This window comes from Streptomyces sp. NPDC051940, from assembly GCF_040680895.1.
GTDB lineage: Bacteria > Actinomycetota > Actinomycetes > Streptomycetales > Streptomycetaceae > Streptomyces.
In genome coordinates, this window is sequence record NZ_JBFAXR010000053.1 from 1 (window position 1) to 18,774 (window position 18,774).

At 72.1% G+C, this 18,774-nt stretch carries 17 protein-coding genes and 1 pseudogene; 5 read left to right on the forward strand and 13 right to left on the reverse strand.

Translation table 11 applies throughout. The features are described 5' to 3' along the window. Positions 1-98 precede the first annotated feature (98 nt). The 3 genes and pseudogenes from AB0M28_RS21130 to AB0M28_RS21140 form a co-directional block, all read right to left on the reverse strand. Positions 99-644 (reverse strand): annotated as a pseudogene (locus AB0M28_RS21130) (hypothetical protein); the annotation flags it as partial. Positions 645-737: 93 nt separating this feature from the next. Next, on the reverse strand, positions 738-1,439 hold the full coding sequence (locus AB0M28_RS21135; RefSeq protein WP_365406890.1) for a ribonuclease HII: 702 nt from the start codon (positions 1,437-1,439) through the stop codon (positions 738-740). 61 nt (positions 1,440-1,500) lie between these two features. Further along, positions 1,501-2,142, reverse strand: coding sequence for a TetR/AcrR family transcriptional regulator (locus AB0M28_RS21140; protein WP_365406893.1), 642 nt, complete (start codon positions 2,140-2,142; stop codon positions 1,501-1,503). Positions 2,143-2,257: 115 nt separating this feature from the next. On the opposite strand from AB0M28_RS21140, the gene AB0M28_RS21145 reads away from it, so the two are divergent. Then, positions 2,258-3,805, forward strand: a complete 1,548-nt coding sequence (locus tag AB0M28_RS21145; protein ID WP_365406896.1) for an MFS transporter — start codon at positions 2,258-2,260, stop codon at positions 3,803-3,805. 73 nt (positions 3,806-3,878) lie between these two features. On the opposite strand, the gene AB0M28_RS21150 is transcribed toward AB0M28_RS21145, so the two are convergent. From AB0M28_RS21150 to AB0M28_RS21175, 6 genes are all read right to left on the reverse strand, one after another. Beyond that, the gene (locus AB0M28_RS21150) at positions 3,879-5,672 is read right to left on the reverse strand and encodes a DUF4173 domain-containing protein (protein WP_365406898.1); all 1,794 of its coding nucleotides are present in this window, start codon (positions 5,670-5,672) and stop codon (positions 3,879-3,881) included. 151 nt (positions 5,673-5,823) lie between these two features. Further along, on the reverse strand, positions 5,824-6,738 hold the full coding sequence (locus tag AB0M28_RS21155; RefSeq protein WP_365406903.1) for an ADP-ribosylglycohydrolase family protein: 915 nt from the start codon (positions 6,736-6,738) through the stop codon (positions 5,824-5,826). A gap of 38 nt (positions 6,739-6,776) precedes the next feature. Then, positions 6,777-7,430, reverse strand: a complete 654-nt coding sequence (locus AB0M28_RS21160; RefSeq protein WP_365406906.1) for a histidine phosphatase family protein — start codon at positions 7,428-7,430, stop codon at positions 6,777-6,779. Between the two features lie 102 nt (positions 7,431-7,532). Further along, on the reverse strand, positions 7,533-8,138 hold the full coding sequence (locus tag AB0M28_RS21165) for a YdbC family protein (RefSeq protein WP_365406909.1): 606 nt from the start codon (positions 8,136-8,138) through the stop codon (positions 7,533-7,535). A 49-nt stretch (positions 8,139-8,187) separates the two neighbouring features. Continuing rightward, entirely contained in the window at positions 8,188-8,586 is a 399-nt protein-coding gene (locus AB0M28_RS21170; RefSeq protein WP_365406911.1) for a RidA family protein, read from the reverse strand. A 65-nt stretch (positions 8,587-8,651) separates the two neighbouring features. Then, on the reverse strand, positions 8,652-9,470 hold the full coding sequence (locus AB0M28_RS21175; protein ID WP_365406914.1) for an NAD(P)-dependent oxidoreductase: 819 nt from the start codon (positions 9,468-9,470) through the stop codon (positions 8,652-8,654). A gap of 124 nt (positions 9,471-9,594) precedes the next feature. Between AB0M28_RS21175 and AB0M28_RS21180 the strand changes: the two genes are divergently transcribed. Further along, positions 9,595-10,494: a LysR family transcriptional regulator gene (locus AB0M28_RS21180; RefSeq protein WP_365406916.1), complete on the forward strand. Its 900-nt coding sequence runs from the start codon at positions 9,595-9,597 to the stop codon at positions 10,492-10,494. Between the two features lie 88 nt (positions 10,495-10,582). On the opposite strand, the gene AB0M28_RS21185 is transcribed toward AB0M28_RS21180, so the two are convergent. The 3 genes from AB0M28_RS21185 to AB0M28_RS21195 all read right to left on the reverse strand — a co-directional run bounded on the left by AB0M28_RS21185 (position 10,583) and on the right by AB0M28_RS21195 (position 13,368). Continuing rightward, positions 10,583-11,350 carry an NAD(P)H-binding protein gene (locus AB0M28_RS21185; RefSeq protein WP_365406918.1) on the reverse strand — a complete coding sequence of 256 codons (768 nt, stop codon included), beginning with the start codon at positions 11,348-11,350 and terminating at the stop codon, positions 10,583-10,585. A gap of 4 nt (positions 11,351-11,354) precedes the next feature. After that, on the reverse strand, positions 11,355-12,080 hold the full coding sequence (locus tag AB0M28_RS21190; RefSeq protein ID WP_365406920.1) for a hypothetical protein: 726 nt from the start codon (positions 12,078-12,080) through the stop codon (positions 11,355-11,357). Positions 12,081-12,189: 109 nt separating this feature from the next. Continuing rightward, the gene (locus AB0M28_RS21195) at positions 12,190-13,368 is read right to left on the reverse strand and encodes an epoxide hydrolase (protein ID WP_365406923.1); all 1,179 of its coding nucleotides are present in this window, start codon (positions 13,366-13,368) and stop codon (positions 12,190-12,192) included. A gap of 168 nt (positions 13,369-13,536) precedes the next feature. Between AB0M28_RS21195 and AB0M28_RS21200 the strand changes: the two genes are divergently transcribed. The 3 genes from AB0M28_RS21200 (at position 13,537) to AB0M28_RS21210 (ending at position 15,721) form a co-directional block, all read left to right on the forward strand. Then, entirely contained in the window at positions 13,537-14,502 is a 966-nt protein-coding gene (locus AB0M28_RS21200; RefSeq protein WP_365406926.1) for a DUF1152 domain-containing protein, read from the forward strand. 66 nt (positions 14,503-14,568) lie between these two features. Further along, entirely contained in the window at positions 14,569-15,093 is a 525-nt protein-coding gene (locus tag AB0M28_RS21205; RefSeq protein WP_365406928.1) for a TerD family protein, read from the forward strand. Positions 15,094-15,268: 175 nt separating this feature from the next. After that, positions 15,269-15,721 (forward strand): hypothetical protein, encoded by a 453-nt coding sequence (locus AB0M28_RS21210; protein ID WP_365406931.1) that lies wholly within the window; start codon positions 15,269-15,271, stop codon positions 15,719-15,721. Between the two features lie 91 nt (positions 15,722-15,812). Here AB0M28_RS21210 and AB0M28_RS21215 read toward each other — a convergent pair whose 3' ends face one another. After that, positions 15,813-18,725: a vitamin B12-dependent ribonucleotide reductase gene (locus AB0M28_RS21215; RefSeq protein ID WP_365406934.1), complete on the reverse strand. Its 2,913-nt coding sequence runs from the start codon at positions 18,723-18,725 to the stop codon at positions 15,813-15,815. Between the last annotated feature and the right edge of the window lie 49 nt (positions 18,726-18,774).

Genomic DNA, 18,774 nt, shown 5'->3' on the forward strand with positions numbered 1-18,774 from the left:
GAAGTACCCGTGGAGGTCCTGGTAGTCGTCGTAGGTCCGGTTGTAGATCCGGTCGTCGAAGTACTCCCACTTCCGGCTGTCGCCGCCGGCGCCGACGCGGCCCCCGCGAGCGCGTTGATACGGCCCGGGTCGCCGCACAGGACGAGCAGGGCTCCGGCCCGCTGCACGGCGCCGGCCAGCCCGTGGGCGACGACGGTGTCCTCGCCGCCGTTCACGGCCACGACCACGACGGGCCGCGGGGCCAGCCGCCCGGCGGCGGCGTCGGCGTAGAACACGTCGTCGGCCACCGACTGCTGGGCCCAGTAGGCGTCCTCGCCGAAGGACAGCTCGTGCGCGGCCCACGGGTGCGGCTCACCGGTGGTCAGGACCAGCACCTCGCCCGGCGGTCGGCCGGACTCCAGCAGCAGGTCCACGGCCTCGTCGGCGGCGTCGACGGCACCCTCGGCGGAGCTGGGGATCAGCTGCAGCTGGGGTCCGGCGGCGGCCGGCTTGGTCTCGTTACGGGGGGTACGGGCCGCCGGAACTCGTCCGGGGCCGGGGCGGCCGGGCCGTGCGGGACGGGGGCCGGGGACAGGACGCGGGCTCGCTACGGCGCGGCCCGGAACGCTCTCGTGAATCTGAGGCTCCTCGGGAGAGAGAGGCATGAGCTGATGTCTATCAAACATGAGTAGGGATCAAGACGCGGGGTGGCGTCAATCGGATATCGAAGGCGCGAACCCCCCGTGAACCGTCGATCGTCAGATGTCGAAGCCGAGCTGCCCCGCCGCTTCCAGCGCTGCCGTCTCGGGCGAGGTCCTCGGCCGCTTCAAATGCTGCCAACGCGGCAACGCATCAAGATATGCCCACGACAGCCGGTGCAGTTCACTGGGTCCCAGTTCCTCGAGCGCGGCCTTGTGTACGGGCGAGGGGTAGCCGGCGTTGTCGGCGAAGGCATAGGCGGGGATCGGCGCGCCGAGTTCGGCCATGAGCGCGTCGCGGTGCTCCTTGGCGAGGACGGAGGCCGCGGCGACGGCGACGCAGCTCTGGTCGCCCTTGATCACGGTGCGCACGTGCCAGGGCGGGCCGAGGTAGTCGTGCTTGCCGTCGAGGATGACGGCGTCGGGTCGGACGGGCAGCGCCTCCAGCGCGCGTACGGCGGCCAGGCGCAGCGCCGCGGTCATACCGAGTTCGTCGATCTCCGTGTGGCTGGCCTCGCCGATGGCGTGGGCCGTCACCCAGTCGTCGAGCCGGACCGCGAGCGCGGCGCGGCGCCTGGGCGTGAGCAGCTTGGAGTCGGTGAGCCCCTCGGGCGCCCGGCGCAGCCCGGTGACGGCGGCGCACACGGTGACCGGACCGGCCCAGGCGCCGCGGCCCACTTCGTCGATACCGGCGACGATCTTCGCTCCGGTCTTCGCGCGGATCGAGCGCTCGACGGCGTGGGTGGGAGGTACGTACGTCATGACGCTTTCAGATTACGCCCCCGGGGCCGCCCGGCGGACCGGGGCCCCGGGAACGCGCGAGTCAGGATCCATGCGGACGCGGGTCGGGTCCGGGGCTGAGCAGCGGGATCATGATCTCGTCGACCACCCGCACCAGGTCCTCCTCCCGCACGTCGGCCCCGCTGACCTTGTGCCGGTACATCATCATCGCGGGCAGCACGTCGACGACGAGCTCACTGGTGGCGTCCGGGCGGACGTCGCCGCGGTTGATGCCGCGTTTGACGATCTCGCAGGTCAGCTCCTTCCCGGGTTCGAGGACGCGGCCGATGATCAGGCCCATGAAGCGCTCCGCCTGGCCGCGGTCGCACTCGTCGAGCAGGACCCGCAGCGCCTGGCCCGAGCGGGAGTACATGCGCGAGCGCAGCATCCGCACGAGGCCGAGGAGGTCGTCGCGCAGGCTGCCGAAGTCCGGGAGGCGGTCGACCGGGGGGAGGCCGGCCTTCAGCGCGTCGGCGACCAGATCGGATTTCGAGGACCAGCGACGGTATACGGCGGCCTTGCCCGTCTGCGCACGGGCGGCCACACCCTCGATCGTCAGCCCGTTCCAGCCGACCGTGCCGAGCTGGTCGAGGGCGGCGTCGAGGATCGCCTTCTCCAGCACACTGCCCCGTCGCCGGGCTGCTGCGGGGTGCGCGCCGGGAGCGGTCCGGTGCGAACTACCCATAAGTTTTCACTCCATTGAAACCTAGTGAACGCTTGCGTTCCTTGAGCGGAAGTCACTACTGTCGGACGCGACAGTGAACGCTATCGTTCACTATTTCACGTGCAAGGGGAGCATGGTGACAACCTCTGTAAAGGACCGCACGGGGCCGACTCCGGCCCCACGTGCGGACAAACGCGGCATAGCACTGGTGCTGATCGCCGCGTGTCAGCTGATGGTGGTCCTGGACGCGACGATCGTGAACATCGCGCTGCCGCACATCCAGACCGCCCTCGACTTCTCAACGACCGGTCTCACCTGGGTGGTCAGCGCCTACACCCTGACCTTCGGCGGGCTCCTGCTGCTGGGGGGCCGGGCCGGTGACATCCTCGGCCGGCGCCGTGTGTTCATCTTCGGCATCCTGCTCTTCGTCGTCGCGTCTCTGCTCGGCGGCCTGGCCCAGGAGCCCTGGCAACTGCTGGCCGCCCGGGCGCTGCAGGGGGTCGGCGGTGCGATCGCGTCGCCGACGTCGCTCGCGCTGGTGACCACCACGTTCCCCGAAGGCCCGGAGCGCAACCGCGCGTTCGGCGTGTTCGCGGCCGTCTCCGCGGGCGGCGGCGCCGTCGGCCTCCTCGCGGGCGGTCTGCTCACGGACTGGCTGAACTGGCGCTGGGTGCTCTTCGTCAACGTGCCGATCGGTGTGGCGATCGTAGCGCTGGTGCCGCTGTACATCAGCGAGTCGGAGCGCCATCCGGGCCGCTTCGACTTCGTCGGCGCCATCACGTCCACGCTGGGCGTGGCCTCCCTGGTGTACGGCTTCATCCGCGCGGCCGACAAGGGCTGGGACGACAGCCGGGCGCTGCTGTGCTTCGGTGTCTCCGCGGTGCTGCTGGTGGTGTTCATCGTGGTGGAGCGAATAGCCCGCGATCCCATCACTCCGCTGAAGATGTTCCGCGACCGGAACCGCGCCGGCACGTACGTCATCATGACGACCCTGGCCGCCGCGATGTTCGGCATGTTCTTCTACATCGTGCTCTTCGTGCAGAACGTGCTGGGGTACAGCGCCATCAAGGCGGGCCTGGCCTTCCTCCCGGTCACCTTCGCGATCGCGCTGGGCGCCGGGCTGTCGCAGCGGTTCCTGCCGGTGCTGGGCCCGAAGCCGTTCATGGTGGCGGGCACGCTGCTGACGGCGGGCGGTATGGCGTGGCAGACGCAGATCGACTCGTCCAGCTCGTATCTGGGCGGCGTCTTCGGGCCGATGGTGATCTTCGGCTTCGGTATGGGTCTGAACTTCGTGACGCTCACCCTGACGGCCGTCTCCGGCGTGCCGCAGCACGAGGCGGGTGCGGCCTCCGCCCTGCTCAACGTGACGCAGCAGGTGGGCGGTTCGATCGGGCTGGCCCTGCTGACCACGGTGTTCGGCTCGGCCAGCCGGGACGAGGCCAAGCAGCAGGTCCCCGACTTCATGGCGCACGCCTCGGCGCAGGCGAAGGCGGTCTTCGACAAGACCGGCCAGCTGCCCGGCAAGTGGGGCGGGGAGGTACTGGCGGCCGGCATCGCCCAGAGCTTCTGGCTGGCCGTCGGCATGATCGGCATCGCGGCCCTGACCGCGCTGTTCGTGATCCAGGTCCGCAAGAGCGACCTGGAGGCCCTCAGCGGCAACGGGGGCGGCGGCGCCCCGCACTGAGCCGGTCCGCGCCGAGCTCCTCATGCGGCCCGGGGCCCCTCGTCACCGCGACGAGGGGCCCCGGGCCGTACGGCTACCTCACGCCGCTGATCGGGCACTGCGTCGTCCGGGCGTCGGACACGGGCAGGGAACTCGGCTCCCGGCTCGTGTCCACCAGCGGCCGGCTCGCCAGGATGTCCCGCGCCCGCCGCTCGGCCAGCGAGGTCGCGTACCACGGACCCCCGTCGCCCAGCTCCTCGGCGATGGGCGCGAGCGCGCAGGAGCGCAGCGGCTCCGGGAGCTTGTCCAGCGCCGGCACCGCGTCCGCGGACAGCCGCGACAGATAGTCCACGTCGATCTTCGACGTGCGCTCGTGCCGCGCGACGTTCTGCTCCGCGATGATCCCGTCCGGGTTGACCAGCCCGAACGCCAGCACCGCCGCCGCGGCCGAACCGGCCACGGCCCGCGGCAGCCACCGCGCCCCGAACACCCCGGCCGCCATGATCATCACGATCACCAGGCCCAGCCACACCTCCATGGCGTACACCGAGATCCGCAGCCGGGTCAGCCCGTACGCGTCGACGTACAGGTCCATCCGCCGCAGCGCGGACGCGACGACGACCAGCGTCAGCGCGCACAGCGTGCCCAGGACCCCCCGGACCAGCACCCGGTCGCGGTGTCCGGCGCGCGGTGCCCAGCGCTGCGCGAGGGCGATCACCACCAGAACGAGCACGGTCGCCCACAGCAGCTGCCAGAAGCCCTGCCGCGCGTACTGGGCGTAGGTCAGCCCGGTCTCGCGCAGCACGGTGTCGTAGCCGCCGAAGAGCACCACGAGCTGGACGGAGATGAAGAACGCGAACAGGACGTTCAGCACGGCCAGCGGCAGCGCCCACTCCAGCCGGCCGCGCGCCTTGCCGGGCTTGGTGCGGATCCGGTCCCAGCGGGCGGGCGCCGCCGCGTTGCGCGCGGCGGCCAGCGCGCCGAACGCGCCGAGGAGGAACAGGAACGCCCGCCACGGGCTGTCGCCGAGGGTGATGTCCGGCACCAGCGAGCCCAGCAGATCCGCGAACGCCGCGTCCGCGGAGGCGAACAGCGCCCCGAAGACGATCAGCAGCCCTGCCGCGATGCCCACGGTCCGGATCCAGAACACCCACCGCTGCCGGTTCACCGCCGCCCGCCGTTTGATCCCGTCGACCAGCCAGGCCACCGAGGCCGGCGCGGCGCTGAACAGCCCCGTGGGCCCGAGCACCACGGCGTACCAGCTGCGCCCGCCGACCAGCGCGCAGGTGCCGGCCGCCAGGGCCGCGACCATCGCCAGCCCCACCGGCCAGCCGGCCTCCCGCAGCAGTGGTACGACGAGCAGCCCCAGCCCGCCCGCCGCCCACAGCAGCGCCCACGGGCGGACGGTGCGCCCGGCGGCCTGCGCGGCGAAGAACGCGGCGGCCGCCGCGGGCACGGCGACGATCAGCAGGTTCGCCCCGATGCCGTCGCCGAGCAGCAGCGCCGCGAGCAGGCCGGTGACCGCGGCGGCGATCAGCGTCGCCGCGCGCACCGGCTGCGGTGTGAGCGGGCGGACGGCCTTCAGCCACTCCGGCTCGGCGGGCGGCTGTGGGGAGTAGCTGTACGCCATGGGGCGCGGCGGGGGCACCGGCATGCCGGGCGGTTTGCCCGCGACGGCCCGCGCGGGGGTCTGCGTCCCGGGACGGGGTCCGGGGCCGACGGGCCGCTGGGCCTCCCAGGCGTTCCAGGCCGCTTCCGCCTTCCGGGCGGCCTCGGCCTCCTCGCGGGCGGCCCCGGCCTCCTGGGTCTCCTCTGCCTTCCGGGCAGTTGGAGCCGCCTGCTGCGGCGGGACGGCGTCCTGCGGTTCCGGTATCGGCGTATCGGCCATGTCGTGCCCCTCCCCACCACCGCCGCACCTGCCTCCCCGGCAAGATCGACACGTCGGTGTGGCCGACAGGTTAGGTGCGTCCCCTCACGGTCTCACCGAACCGAACCCCGTTGTGCCGCCCTGGCACGATCCCGTGACGAAGTGGTGACACTCACGCGCCCGGAACCCCGGGCACCCACCCCGGCAGGGACTCCGTGCGCTCCAGCCACGACGCGGGCGGCGCCCCCTGCGGGCGGGACGCCAGGACGCCGCCGACGATCGCGCACATCGTGTCGACGTCGCCCCCGGCCCGTACGGTCGACCAGAACGCCCGCTCGTAGTCCCCCGGATGCCGCGCCACCGACCACAGCGCGAACGGCACCGTGTCGTGCGCGCTGGTCCTGCGGCCGTTGCCGAGGACCGCGGCGACGGTGGCCACGTCCTGGTAGTCGAGCAGGTCCATCGCCCGCCGCACGCCCTGGCCGACGGCGCTCTTCGGGATCAGCTCGCTCACCCCGCGCAGCAGCTCGTACGGCCCCGGCGCCCCGGCCGGGTCCGCGACCAGCGCGGCCGCGGCGGCCACCGCCATACAGCCGACGACGGCCTCGCGGTGCTGATGGGTGACGTACGAGGAGATCTCCGCCTGGTGCACCGCCTGCTCGGCGTCCCCCGCGTACCAGGCGCCGAGCGGCGCGATGCGCATCGCGGCGCCGTTGCCCCAGGAGCCGCGGCCGCCGAAGAGGGCCGCGGACAGCTCGCGCCAGTCGGCGCCCTCCTGGCGGATCTGGCGCAGCATCCGGTTCACGGCGGGCCCGTAACCCCGGTCGAAGTCGTGCCGCTCGGCGAAGGAGGCCGCCAGCGCGTCCTGGTCGATCCGGCCGTGTCCGGCCAGCACGTACAGCACCGAGCAGGCCATCTCGGTGTCGTCGGTCCACTGCCAGGGGCCGGGCGGCAGCTCGCGCCGCTTCAGCAGGGGGAGGTTGTCGGGTACGAAGAACTGGGAGCCGAGCGCGTCGCCCACACTGAGGCCGCGCAGACTGTCGAGGGCGCGCTCCAGACGCCCGGAGTCGGAAGGTTCACTGGTCATTTCCCGCCAGCCTATCCGCAGGGTCCGACATCAGCCCCTCAGAGATACGACTCCGGCGCGCACCACCGCTCGAACGGCCGGTCCAGGTGGTAGCGCCCGGTGGCCTCGTCCAGCAGCAGCATGCGCGTCTCCGCGTTCCCCGGATTGGACAGGGACTCGAACTCCGCCACCGTCCAGTGGAACCACCGCATGCAGAACAGGCGCATGGTCAGCCCGTGGGTCACGAGCAGCACGTTCTCGGGGTTGTCGGGCTTGTCGAAGCTGCGGTACAGGCTCTCCAGGAAGGCGCCCACCCGGTCGTACACGTCCGCCCCGGACTCCCCCTGCGGGAAGCGGAAGAAGAAGTGCCCGTACGCGTCGCGGTACACCTTCTGCATCCGGACCTCCTCCGGGTCCTGCCAGTTCCCCCAGTCCTGCTCGCGCAGCCGCGGCTCCTCCAGGATCCGCATCCGGGCGCGGTCCAGCCGCATGTGGACGAGGGTCTCCTGGGTGCGCCGGTAGGGGGAGACGTACGCGCTGACGCGTTCGTCGCCGAAGAGCTCGCGCAGCCGCTCGCCGGCCCGGCGGGCCTGCTGCCGGCCGCGCTCGGTGAGGCGGAGGGCGTGGTCGGGTTCCCGTTCGTAGATCGTGTCGTCCACGTTCCCCTCCGACTCGCCGTGCCGGATGAGAACGATGCGCCGGGGCCGTGCCATGAACGCCAGCGTAATGGGCCCGACCGGATCGGACCGCCCGGGGCGGTCCGTGGACGGACGAGCCGGACCGTACCGGCCCGTCAGACCGTCCACCCCGGCCCGTCAGACCGTCCACCCCGGGTCGACGTTGACCACGTCGCCCGCGAGCGCCGCCACGTCGGCCGCCGTCTGGGCGCGCAGGCCCAGCCGCTCGATCCGCTCGACGCGGTACTTGCCGTGCTCGGCGGCCGAGTTCCACATCGACAGCACCAGGAACTCGTCCCCCGGCGCCCGGCCGAACACCCCCCGCAGCATGCCCGGGGAGCCGGCCATGGCCGGGTTCCACACCTTCTCCTGCATGAGCGTGAAGTTCTCCACGCGGTCGGGCTTGATCCGGGTGTGCGCCACCCGGAGCACGTCGGCGTCGCCGAAGCGCGGCTCGAACCCGACCTTCACGTCGTGCACCCGCTCGAAGAGGCGCACCCGCAGATCGCGGTAGGTGCCGACCTGCGCCGCCGCCAGCCGGTCGTGGGAGCGGGCCATGAACGAGTCGTACAGCGCGCGGCTCTCCCAGAAGCCGAAGACGTGCGCCACGCCCTCGCGTGAACGGCTCCAGCCGCCGCCCTGCCCGCGGAAGCCGGGCTCGCCGAGCAGCCCCGCCCACTTGCGCTGCGCCCGTTCGAAACCGCGGCGGTCCACCACGGTGCAGCGCATCCACTTGACCAGCACCGCGCCATCGTACGGCCTGATTTGAGGCTGATCACCGGGATCGGGCGCATCAGCTCAGGGCGGCGACGACCTCCACCTCGATCAGCGCCCCGGGGCGGAACAGGCGCGTCACCTCGACGGTCGTGGAGGCCGGCGGTTCGCCCTTGATGTACTCCCTGCGCACCGCGCCGTACTCGTCGAGCCGGTCCATGTCGGTGAGGAACGTACGGATGTTGACGATGTCGTCCACGGTCGCGCCGTGGGCCCCGAGGATCCTCGCGATGAGGTCCATGACGTGGCGCGACTGGACCGTCATGTCGTCGGGGCCGACGAGCTCGCCGTTCTCGTCGAGGGCGGCCTGCCCGGAGAGGAAGAGCAGCGTGCCGTCGCCGGTGTCGAGGCGGACGACGTGGGAGTAGGCGCCGGCGGGGGCCGGGACGGTGGCGGGGTTGTCGATGGTCTTGAGCACGGGTGGTCGCCTCTTCTGTTGCGTCTTCTGCTACGTCTTCTGTTACGTCGGTGGGTGTGCGTGTTCTACGCGGTGACGCCCCGCAGATGGGTGACGACCGCCGACAGGTCCGCGCCGGCCCCCCGCTCGCCGGCGGCGGCGTGCAGCTGCTCCCCCGCGGCAGCCACCACCCGCAGCCCCTTGGCGGCGTCCAGCGCCAGTGCCAGGTCCTTCGCCGCGAGGCCCAGACCGAAGGCGCTGTATGTGTCCAGCGCCCGCCCGACGATCGCGCCGAGCGGACCCGCGGCCAGCGACCGCTCGGCGGCCTCCCGCTCCACGCCCAGCGCGCCGGCCAGCGCGAGGGCCTCGGCCACCGCTGTCACGGAGGTGATGACGGCCGTGATGTTGACCAGTTTCAGCGCCGCACCGCTGCCGAGCGGGCCGCAGTGCACCACGGTGCCGAGCGCGGCCAGCACCGGTTCCACCGCGGGCGCCACCTCTCCCCCGGCGAAGATGGTCAGCTCCCCGGCCTCCGCGCGGGGCGTGCTGCCCATGACGGGCGCGTCGACGAACGCCACCCCGGCGGGCAGCCGGCCGGCGAGGTCCCGTACGGCGTCAGGTCCGATGGTCGACATGTCGACGACCGTCGTGCCGGGCCGCAGCCCCGGCGCCGCGTCCCGCAGCACGGCCTCCACCGCGGCGGGGTCAGCCAGCATCGTGACCACCACCTCCGCGCCCTCCACGGCCTGCGCGGGGTTACGGGCGAGCCGCGCGCCGGCCGCCGCCAGGGGCTCGGCGCGGGCGGCGGTGCGGTTCCACACGGTCAGCCGGTGGCCGGCGTCGAGCAGCCGGCGGGCCATCGGCAGGCCCATGGCTCCCAGCCCCAGAAAAGCGATCTCTGTCATGCGGAAAACGGTAGGCGGGCAGCCACCCATTCGACCAACGAATGTCCGGCATGCGTACCATTCCGACCACGCATGCCTGCCTTCAACCGGAGCCGCAGGCCCGCCCGTCGATCGGAGGAGCACCGTGGACACCGCCTGGCTCGAGGTGTTCCGTTCCGTCGCCCGGCACGGCTCGTTCACCGCGGCGGGCGCCGAGCTGGGCTTCACCCAGTCCGCCGTGTCCCGCCAGATCGCCGCGCTGGAGGCGGAGTTCGGCGCCCCGCTGTTCGACCGGCTGCCGCGCGGGGTGCGGCTCACCGAACAGGGGCTGCACGCCCTGGCGCACGCAAACGCGGCCCTGGACAGGCTGGCCGCCGCGCGCCGCGATCTGGCGGCGCTGCGCGACGTACGCGCGGGCCGGCTGCGGCTCGGCTCCTTCGCCACCGCCGGGGCGGCGCTGGTGCCGCGGGCCCTGGCGGCGTTCCGGGCGCGGCATCCGGACGTGGCCGTCAGCCACAGCGAGGGCTTCAGCCGCGACCACGTCGCCGCGCTGCGGGCCGGGGACCTGGATCTGGCGGTGGTGTCGGGCTACCGGGAGGAACTCGAGGTGTTCGAGGCCGTGGACCTCGCGCCGGTCCTCGACGAACAGGTCCTGGTGGCCTTGCCCGCCGGGCACCGGCTGGCGCGGCGGCGCACGCTGCGCCTGGCGGAGCTGGAGGGCGAGCCGTGGATCGCGGGCAGCTCGTCCCCCGAGGACACCCTGATCAGCGCGTGCCTGCGCAAGGGGTTCCGGCCGCGGATCGAGTTCGTGGCGAAGGAGTGGGTCGCCAAGTTCGGTTTCGTGACGGCCGGTTTCGGGCTGACACTGGTGCCCGAGCTTGCCGCGGGGGCGCTGCCCGCGGGGCTCGTGCTGCGTCCGCTGCACCGCGACGACGCGCCGATACGGACCGTACACGCGGCGACGGCCCGCGGGGCGGCGCGGACGCCCGCGGTCGAGGCGTTCCTGCCGCTGCTGCGGGAGGCGGCGCGGGGGTTGTGCGACTGAATCGGGCCGGCGGCGGGCGGCCGTCGCCCCGCGTCAGAAGCGGGTGGCGATCGCCCCGCCTCAGTAGCGGGCGGCCATCGCCCCCGCGTCAGAAGCGGGCCGCCAGATAGTCCTCGTACGTCACCTTGCCCGCCCCGGGCTCCGTGGCGACGTTCCCCCCGGCCCGGAAGCCCCGGAACGCCTTGCCGGGCAGCCGCAGCGGCACCAGCGGGCGGCGGCGGCCGGCGGCCCGCAGCGTGACGGCGGCCAGTTCGCGGGCGTCGCGGATGCGCGGACCGGCGAAGTCCGCGACCCGCCCGGCCGGCGCGCCCTGTGCCAGCTCCGCGAGGCGGTCGGCCACCTCCGCCACCTCCACGGGCTGGAAACGGAACCCGCTCGGATACAGCGCGACCGGCAGCCACCGCTGCACCAGGGTGAACGTGGCGACGAGGTCGTGGAACTGCGTCGCGCGCAGCGTCGTCCATGGCAGACCGGACTCCTCGACCAGCCGCTCCACCGCCAGCTTCGACCTGTAGTAGGGGAACGGCACGGCGTCGATGCCGACGATCGAGACGTACACCAGATGGAGGGGCGCGCCCGGCCGCCGCAGCGCCGCCTCGACGAGGTGCCGGCTCGCTTTGACGTCGTCCCGGGCGTTCGTCGCCGCGTGCACGACGGTCCGCACGCCGTCCAGCGCGGCGTCGAGCCCCGTCCCCGCGGCCAGGTCGGCCGTCGCCCACTCGACGTCCTCCGGCGCGTCCTGGGGCCGCGCCCGGCGGGACATCACGCGCACCCGCGCCCCGTCCGCGGCCAACCGCCGTACCAGGGGCCGTCCCAGCGTGCCCGTACCACCGGTGACAAGGATGACGTCGTCCATCCCCTCACTCTGACACACGCACGTCACGCCGCCGCTCGTACCGGGCCCCGAACACGGTCAGCCACTCCGCCGAGCCCGGCCGGTAGCCGTGCGCACCGGTGAAGTGGCGTACGACGCCCGGCATGTGCGCCGCCCCGTACACCACGGCGACGCTCAGCGGCTCCTCCTGCCGCTCCTCGTGCAGCCGCTCCAGCACCGCGATCAGCTTCCGGTCCCGGTCCCGCAGCACCATCGTGTCCAGCGTCCCGTCGCCGAGCCCGTCGTCGTACGACGTGTCCTCCACGTTCAGCCCGGACTGGCCCTGCAGGAACCACGCCCCGCCGCGCAGCAGGAAGTACGCCATGACGAACGGCAGCGCGAGCACCAGCCCCGCGAACAGCAGCCGGTGGCGCAGCGGACGCCGGACCGGCGACGGCTCCTCGTCCGGCCACAGCACGGGGCGGCCGGTGGCCGCGTAGTCGATGTTCTGGTAGACGAGGCCCTCCCCGTGCAGCCGCCGGGCCCGCCTGTTCAGCGCGACGAACATCCGCCGGCGCGGCGGCGGCTCGCCGCCGTGCCCCTCGGCGACGATCACATCGCAGCGTGCCGCCCGCCGCGCCACCTCGTCGTAGAACTCCTGCGACCCCAGATGCACCATCGGGAACAGCACGAAACACAGCGGCGTCTGCCCCCGGCGCAGCGTCCACACCGCCGACCGCACGCTGTACTCCGACGCCTCGACGTACTGCATGTACACGGCGACGCTCGGGGGGCGCGGATGGTTGCCGAACGGGGCTGCCTGCCAGGGGGTCCGCCGAAGGGGCGGTGGGCCGTGGATCCGTACCGGGCCGACCCGTGCCCTACCGCAGCGGCCGGAAGAACTCCCGTACGTCGCCCACCAGCAGGTCCGGCGCCTCCATCGCCGCGAAGTGGCCGCCGCGGTCGAACTCCGTCCAGCGCGCCACCCTGCCCTGCGGGTCGACGACGCTGCGGATGCCGAAATCGGCCGCGAACACCGCCATCGCCGTCGGCGGGCCCTCCTGCCCCCACGCCCCCTCGTCGCCGGCCCGCTCCTCCATCGCGCGCCAGGCCCGGAAGCCCTCCGCCAGGAAGAGCGCGGACGAGGCGCCCGTACCCGTGAACCAGTAGTGGCTGACGTTCGCCAGCAGCTGATCACGGTCCACGGCCTCGTCGGGCGTGGCGGCGCCCGGGTACGTCCACTCGTGGAACTTCTCCGTGATCCACGCCAGTTGCGCCACCGGCGAGTCGTGCAGTCCGTAGCCGACGGTCACCGGCCGCGTGGTCTGGATCTGCGCGTAGCCCATGCCCTCCCGCTGGAAGGCGTTGAACCGCTCCGCCCGCACCCGGTCCGCCTCCGACAGCCCCGCCGGGTCGACGGGCGGGCCGAACGGCAGCGGCATCGGACCGTTGATGTGCACCCCGGCGACCTTCTCCGGCGCCAGCATGCCGAGCATCCCCGACACCCCGGAGCCGACGTCGCCGCCCTGCGCGCCGTAACGCTCGTAGCCCAGCCGCTCCATCAGCTCCGCCCACAGCCCGCCGACCCAGAACAGGTTCCCCGCCCCCGGCCCCGGCGACGGCTTCGAGTAGCCGAACGACGGCAGCGACGGCACGACCACGTGGAACGCGTCCGCCGGATCACCGCCGTGCGCCCGCGGATCCGCCAGCGGCTCGATGATCCTCAGCATCTCGAACACCGACCCCGGCCAGCCGTGCGTGACGACGAGCGGCAGCGCGTCCGGCTCCGGCGAGCGACGGTGCAGGAAGTGGACCGTCTGCCCCTCGATCACCGTGGTGAACTGCGGAACGGCGTTGATCCGCGCCTCCTGCTCGCGCCATTTGAAGCCGCCGCGCCAGTAGTCGGCCAGGTCCCGCAGATACTCCGGCGGTACGCCGGACTCCCAGCCGGTCTCGGGGAGGCCCTCCGGCCAGCGGGTGCGGTCCAGGCGCTCGTGCAGGTCGTCGAGGTCGGCCTGGGGGACATGGACACGGAACGAGGTGATCCGGGGCTCGGTCATGCGGCCGAAGCTAGTGCGCAGGCGGCCCCGGTCCAGCCCCGCGACACGCGCACCAGCCGAATGCGGGCGGGCCGGTGGACGGCACGATGCGTAGGACGGCCGTAGACCGGGGGCCCGCGCCCCTAATCGCATTGCCGCGCGGGCCCGTCCCCCCGCACCATGGCGGACATGCCTCCCCTCCACGTCAACCCGGTCCTCGCACGCCTGGAGAAGTCCGAACGCGTCCTGATCGCCGGCGCCGGCGGCGGCTTCGACGTCTACGCCGGACTCCCCCTCGCCCTCAACCTCCTGCACCACGACCGCGAGGTCCATCTGGCGAACTTCTCCTTCGCCACCGTCGAGGGCCTGCCCGCCGGCGACTGGCTCGCCGACAACGTCGTCCGCATCCGCCCCGACTCCGCCGAGCACATGTCGTACTTCCCCGAACGCACCCTCGCCCAGTGGCTCGCCCGCTACCGCTATCCGGCGACCGTGCACGCCTTCCCCGGCCGCATCGGCGTCCAGCCGCTGCGCGCCGCCTACCGGGCGCTCGTCGAGGAGTACGGCATCGACGCGATCGTCCTCGTCGACGGCGGTACGGACATCCTGATGCGCGGCGACGAGGCGGGACTGGGCACACCGGAGGAGGACATGACCTCCCTGGCGGCGGTCGCGGGGCTGACGGAGATACCGCAACGGCTCGTCCTGTCGCTGGGCTTCGGCATCGACACGTACCACGGGGTCCACCACGCGCACGTACTGGAGAACATCGCCGCCCTCGAGCGGGCCGGGGCGTACGCGGGCGCGTTCTCGATCACCCGCGGCACCCCCGAGGGCGTGCTCTACCTCGACGCCGTACAGCACGCGCAGGACCACACCCCCGAGCATCCGAGCATCGTCCACGGCTCCGTCGCGGCCGCCGTCCGCGGCGACTTCGGCGACACGCACTTCACCTCGCGCACCAGGGGCTCCCAGCTCTTCATCAACCCGCTGATGTCCCTGTACTTCGCCTTCGACCTGCCGGGTCTGGCCGCCCACTGCCACTACCTCGACCGGATCGAGGACACCCAGCTGATCCGCCAGGTCAGCCGCGCCATCGAGGACTACCGCGACGAACTCCCCCGGCGGCGCCCACCGCGCGCCATCCCCCACTGACTCCGCCGCTACGATGGCGCGCACGGGGCGGCGCTCGCCCGTCAACACGACCGAAAGGGCAGGACGTTGGCCGGTCTGGCGAAGGGATACCGCAAGGTCGAGGTGAAGCTCAGCTGGGACCCGGCACCCGTCGGGGCGCCCAACCACGACCTCGACCTGATCGCCGCCACGTACACCGCGGCGGCGCCCTCCGGCCCGCCCACGTACCTGGTGCACTTCGACAGCCGCTCCCCCGACGGCACGATCATCCTCAACCGGGACAGCCACGACGGCCGCGGCTTCGGCGCGGACGAAGTGCTCACCCTGGACCTCTACCGGGTGCCCGAGACGCTGACGCGCGTGGTGATCGGCGTGGCGATCCAGCAGCACGCGGGCCGCCTCGCCTTCGGCGAGGTGGCACGGCCCGTGGTGTCGCTCCACGAGGGGTACACCGTACTCGCGCGCCACGAACTGACGACGCTGCCGGAGTCGACGGCGGCGACGGTCGCGGAGTTCGTCCGGGAGTCGGGCGGCAGATGGCTCTTCACGAGCGAGGCGCGGGGGTACGACGCGGACCCGGTGGAGTTCGGCCGGGTGATGGGCGAGGGCTGACCGGCTCCCGGCCCGCCGTCCGACGCCGCTCTGCCCCCAGGGGCAAAACCCCCTACCCGTGTGGGGGTTAACCCCCACACATCCTGGGGGTTCCCCTGATCGTTCCAGGCTCCCGCAGTCCGTAGCGTCGTTGACGACACCGCAATCGGCGGTGCACCGACTACGGAGGCCGACCGTGCCCAGCTCCGCCCGCAGCACCCTGGCATCCTTCGCCCGCTTCGTGGCCTGCGGCGGCTCGGTCGGCCTCGCCTCCTCCGGCGCCCTCGTCCTGCTCTCGGGCCCGGTCCCGATGGCGGTCGCCAACGCCGTGATCACCGTGCTCGGCACGCTCCTGTGCACGGAGCTGTACGCGCGCATCACCTTCCGCAGCGACCGCCGCGGCTGGCGCATGCACGCACAGTCCGCCTTCACGGCGGCGGTGAGCTGGGCATTCACCACGGCGGCCCTGTACGCCCTGCACCTGACCCAGCCCACCCCCTCAGCACTCACCGAACAGACGGTCTACCTCTCCGCCTCAGCCCTGGCAGGCCTCGCCCGCTTCGCGGCCCTGAAGCTCCTGGTCTTCACCCGCAAGACGACGGACCACACCCCGCACCTGAACCGCGCAGCGGTGGCGATGGCGGCCTGACGCGGCCGCTCGGACCGCCAACGACAGGAGGGGCGCGGCCAAAGGCCGGCGCCCCTCCTGTGTCAGTCTGCGGCGCTCACGCCGCCCAGCGTCAGCTGCAGCCGCTCGTCGAGCCGCAGCCCTCGCAGATGTAGCAGCTGCCCGCGCGCTGCATCTTCGTGCCGCACGAGAAGCACAGCGGGGCGTCGGCGCTGACGCCGAGGCGCATCTCCGCCAGCTCCGCCGAGGTGTGGGCCTCCAGCGGGGCCGGGGCCTCGGCCGGCTTCGCCGGCTCAGCGGTGACCGCCTTCAGCACCGGGAGCTGCGGCTCACGCGGGGCCGACTGGGCCAGGCCCTCGACGTCCAGCTCGTCTTCCGACGGCTCGTACGAACCCGTCTCCAGGTGACGCTGGCGCTCCTCCGCCGAGTGGATACCCAGCGCGGAGCGGGTCTCGAAGGGGAGGAAGTCCAGCGCCAGGCGGCGGAAGATGTAGTCGACGATCGACTGCGCCATCCGCACGTCCGGGTCGTCCGTCATGCCGGCCGGCTCGAAGCGCATGTTCGTGAACTTCGAGACGTACGTCTCCAGCGGCACGCCGTACTGCAGGCCCACGGACACCGCGATCGAGAAGGCGTCCATCATGCCGGCCAGGGTCGAACCCTGCTTCGACATCTTCAGGAAGACCTCGCCCAGACCGTCGTCCGGGTAGGAGTTCGCCGTCATGTAGCCCTCGGCACCGCCCACCGTGAAGGAGGTGGTGATCCCCGGGCGGCCCTTCGGGAGGCGGCGGCGCACCGGGCGGTACTCCACGACCTTCTCGACGGCCTCGCGGAGGGTCGCCTCGGTCTTCGCGGCGACCTGCTCGGGCGTCTTCTCCTTCTTCTTCGCGGAGAGCGGCTGGCCGACCTTGCAGTTGTCGCGGTACACCGCGAGCGCCTTCAGGCCCAGCTTCCAGCCCTGGAGGTAGACCTCCTCGATCTCCTCGACCGTGGCGGTCTCGGGCAGGTTGACCGTCTTGCTGAGGGCGCCCGAGATCCACGGCTGGATCGCCGCCATCATCCGCACGTGCCCCATCGCGGAGATCGACCGCTCGCCCATCGCGCAGTCGAACACCTCGTAGTGCTCCTGCTTCAGGCCCGGCGCGTCGATGACGTGGCCGTGCTCGGCGATGTGCGCGACGATCGCCTCGATCTGCTCGTCCTGGTAGCCGAGGCGCTGCAGCGCCTGGGAGACCGTGTTGTTCACGATCTGCATCGAACCGCCGCCGACGAGCTTCTTGAACTTGACGAGGGCGAGGTCCGGCTCCAGGCCGGTGGTGTCGCAGGACATCGCCAGGCCGATGGTGCCGGTCGGGGCGATGACCGACGCCTGCGCGTTGCGGAAGCCGTTCCTCTCTCCGAGCCGCAGGACGTCCTGCCACGCCTCGGTGGCCGCCGCCCACACCGGGGTGTCGAGGTCGTCCATCCGCTTGGCCTCGCCGTTGGCGTCGGCGTGCTGCCGCATGACGCGGTTGTGGGCGTCGGCGTTGCGGGCGTAGCCGTCGTACGGGCCGACGACCGCGGCGAGCTGCGCGGAGCGCTTGTACGACGTACCCGTCATCAGGGAGGTGATGGCGCCGGCGAGCGCGCGGCCGCCGTCGGAGTCGTACGCGTGGCCGGTCGCCATGAGGAGGGCGCCGAGGTTGGCGTAGCCGATGCCGAGCTGGCGGAAGGCGCGGGTGTTCTCGCCGATCTTCTGGGTGGGGAAGTCGGCGAAGCAGATGGAGATGTCCATCGCGGTGATGACGAGCTCGACGACCTGGCTGAAGCGCTCGACGTCGAAGGACTGGTGGCCCTTGCCGTCGTCCTTGAGGAACTTCATCAGGTTGAGGCTGGCGAGGTTGCAGGACGTGTTGTCCAGGTGCATGTACTCGCTGCACGGGTTGGAGCCGTTGATACGGCCGGACTCCGGGCAGGTGTGCCAGTGGTTGATGGTGTCGTCGTACTGGATGCCGGGGTCGGCGCAGGCCCAGGCGGCCTCGGCCATCTTGCGGAAGATGTGCCGGGCGTCGACCTCCTCGATGACCTCGCCGGTCATCCGGGCGCGCAGGCCGAACTTCTCGCCGCCCTCGACGGCCTTCATGAACTCGTCGTTGACGCGGACCGAGTTGTTGGCGTTCTGGTACTGGACGGAGGTGATGTCGTCGCCGCCGAGGTCCATGTCGAAGCCCGCGTCGCGCAGGGCGCGGATCTTCTCCTCCTCCTTCATCTTGGTGTCGATGAAGGACTCGATGTCGGGGTGGTCGACGTCGAGGATGACCATCTTCGCGGCGCGGCGGGTGGCGCCGCCGGACTTGATGGTGCCGGCGGAGGCGTCGGCGCCGCGCATGAAGGAGACGGGGCCGGAGGCGTTGCCGCCGGAGGAGAGGAGCTCCTTGGAGGAGCGGATGCGGGAGAGGTTCAGGCCGGCGCCGGAGCCGCCCTTGAAGATCATGCCCTCTTCCTTGTACCAGTCGAGGATCGACTCCATGGAGTCGTCGACGGACAGGATGAAGCAGGCGGAGACCTGCTGGGGCTGGGGGGTGCCGACGTTGAACCAGACGGGGCTGTTGAAGCTGAAGATCTGGTGGAGGAGGGCGTACGCCAGCTCGTGCTCGAAGATCTCCGCGTCGGCGGGGGAGGCGAAGTACTTGTAGTCTTCGCCGGCCTTCCGGTACGTCTTCACGATGCGGTCGATCAGCTGCCGCAGGCTGGTCTCGCGCGCGGGGGTGCCGACGGCGCCGCGGAAGTACTTGCTGGTGACGATGTTGACGGCGTTGGTCTCCCAGAAGGCGGGGAACTCGACCCCGCGCTGCTCGAAGTTGACGGAGCCGTCACGCCAGTTCGTCATGACGACGTCACGGCGGTCCCATTCCACCTCGTCGTACGGGTGTACGCCGGGGGTGGTGTGGATGCGCTCGATCTGCAGTCCCGCGTTCTTGGCAGCCGTCGTCTTGCCGCCGCCCTTGCGGGTGCCGCGTGCCGGGCCGCTCGTCGTCTCGGTCATTCCGCCTCCCTCTTAGGACGTAAACGTCCTGATGCGCCCTCTTCTTCCC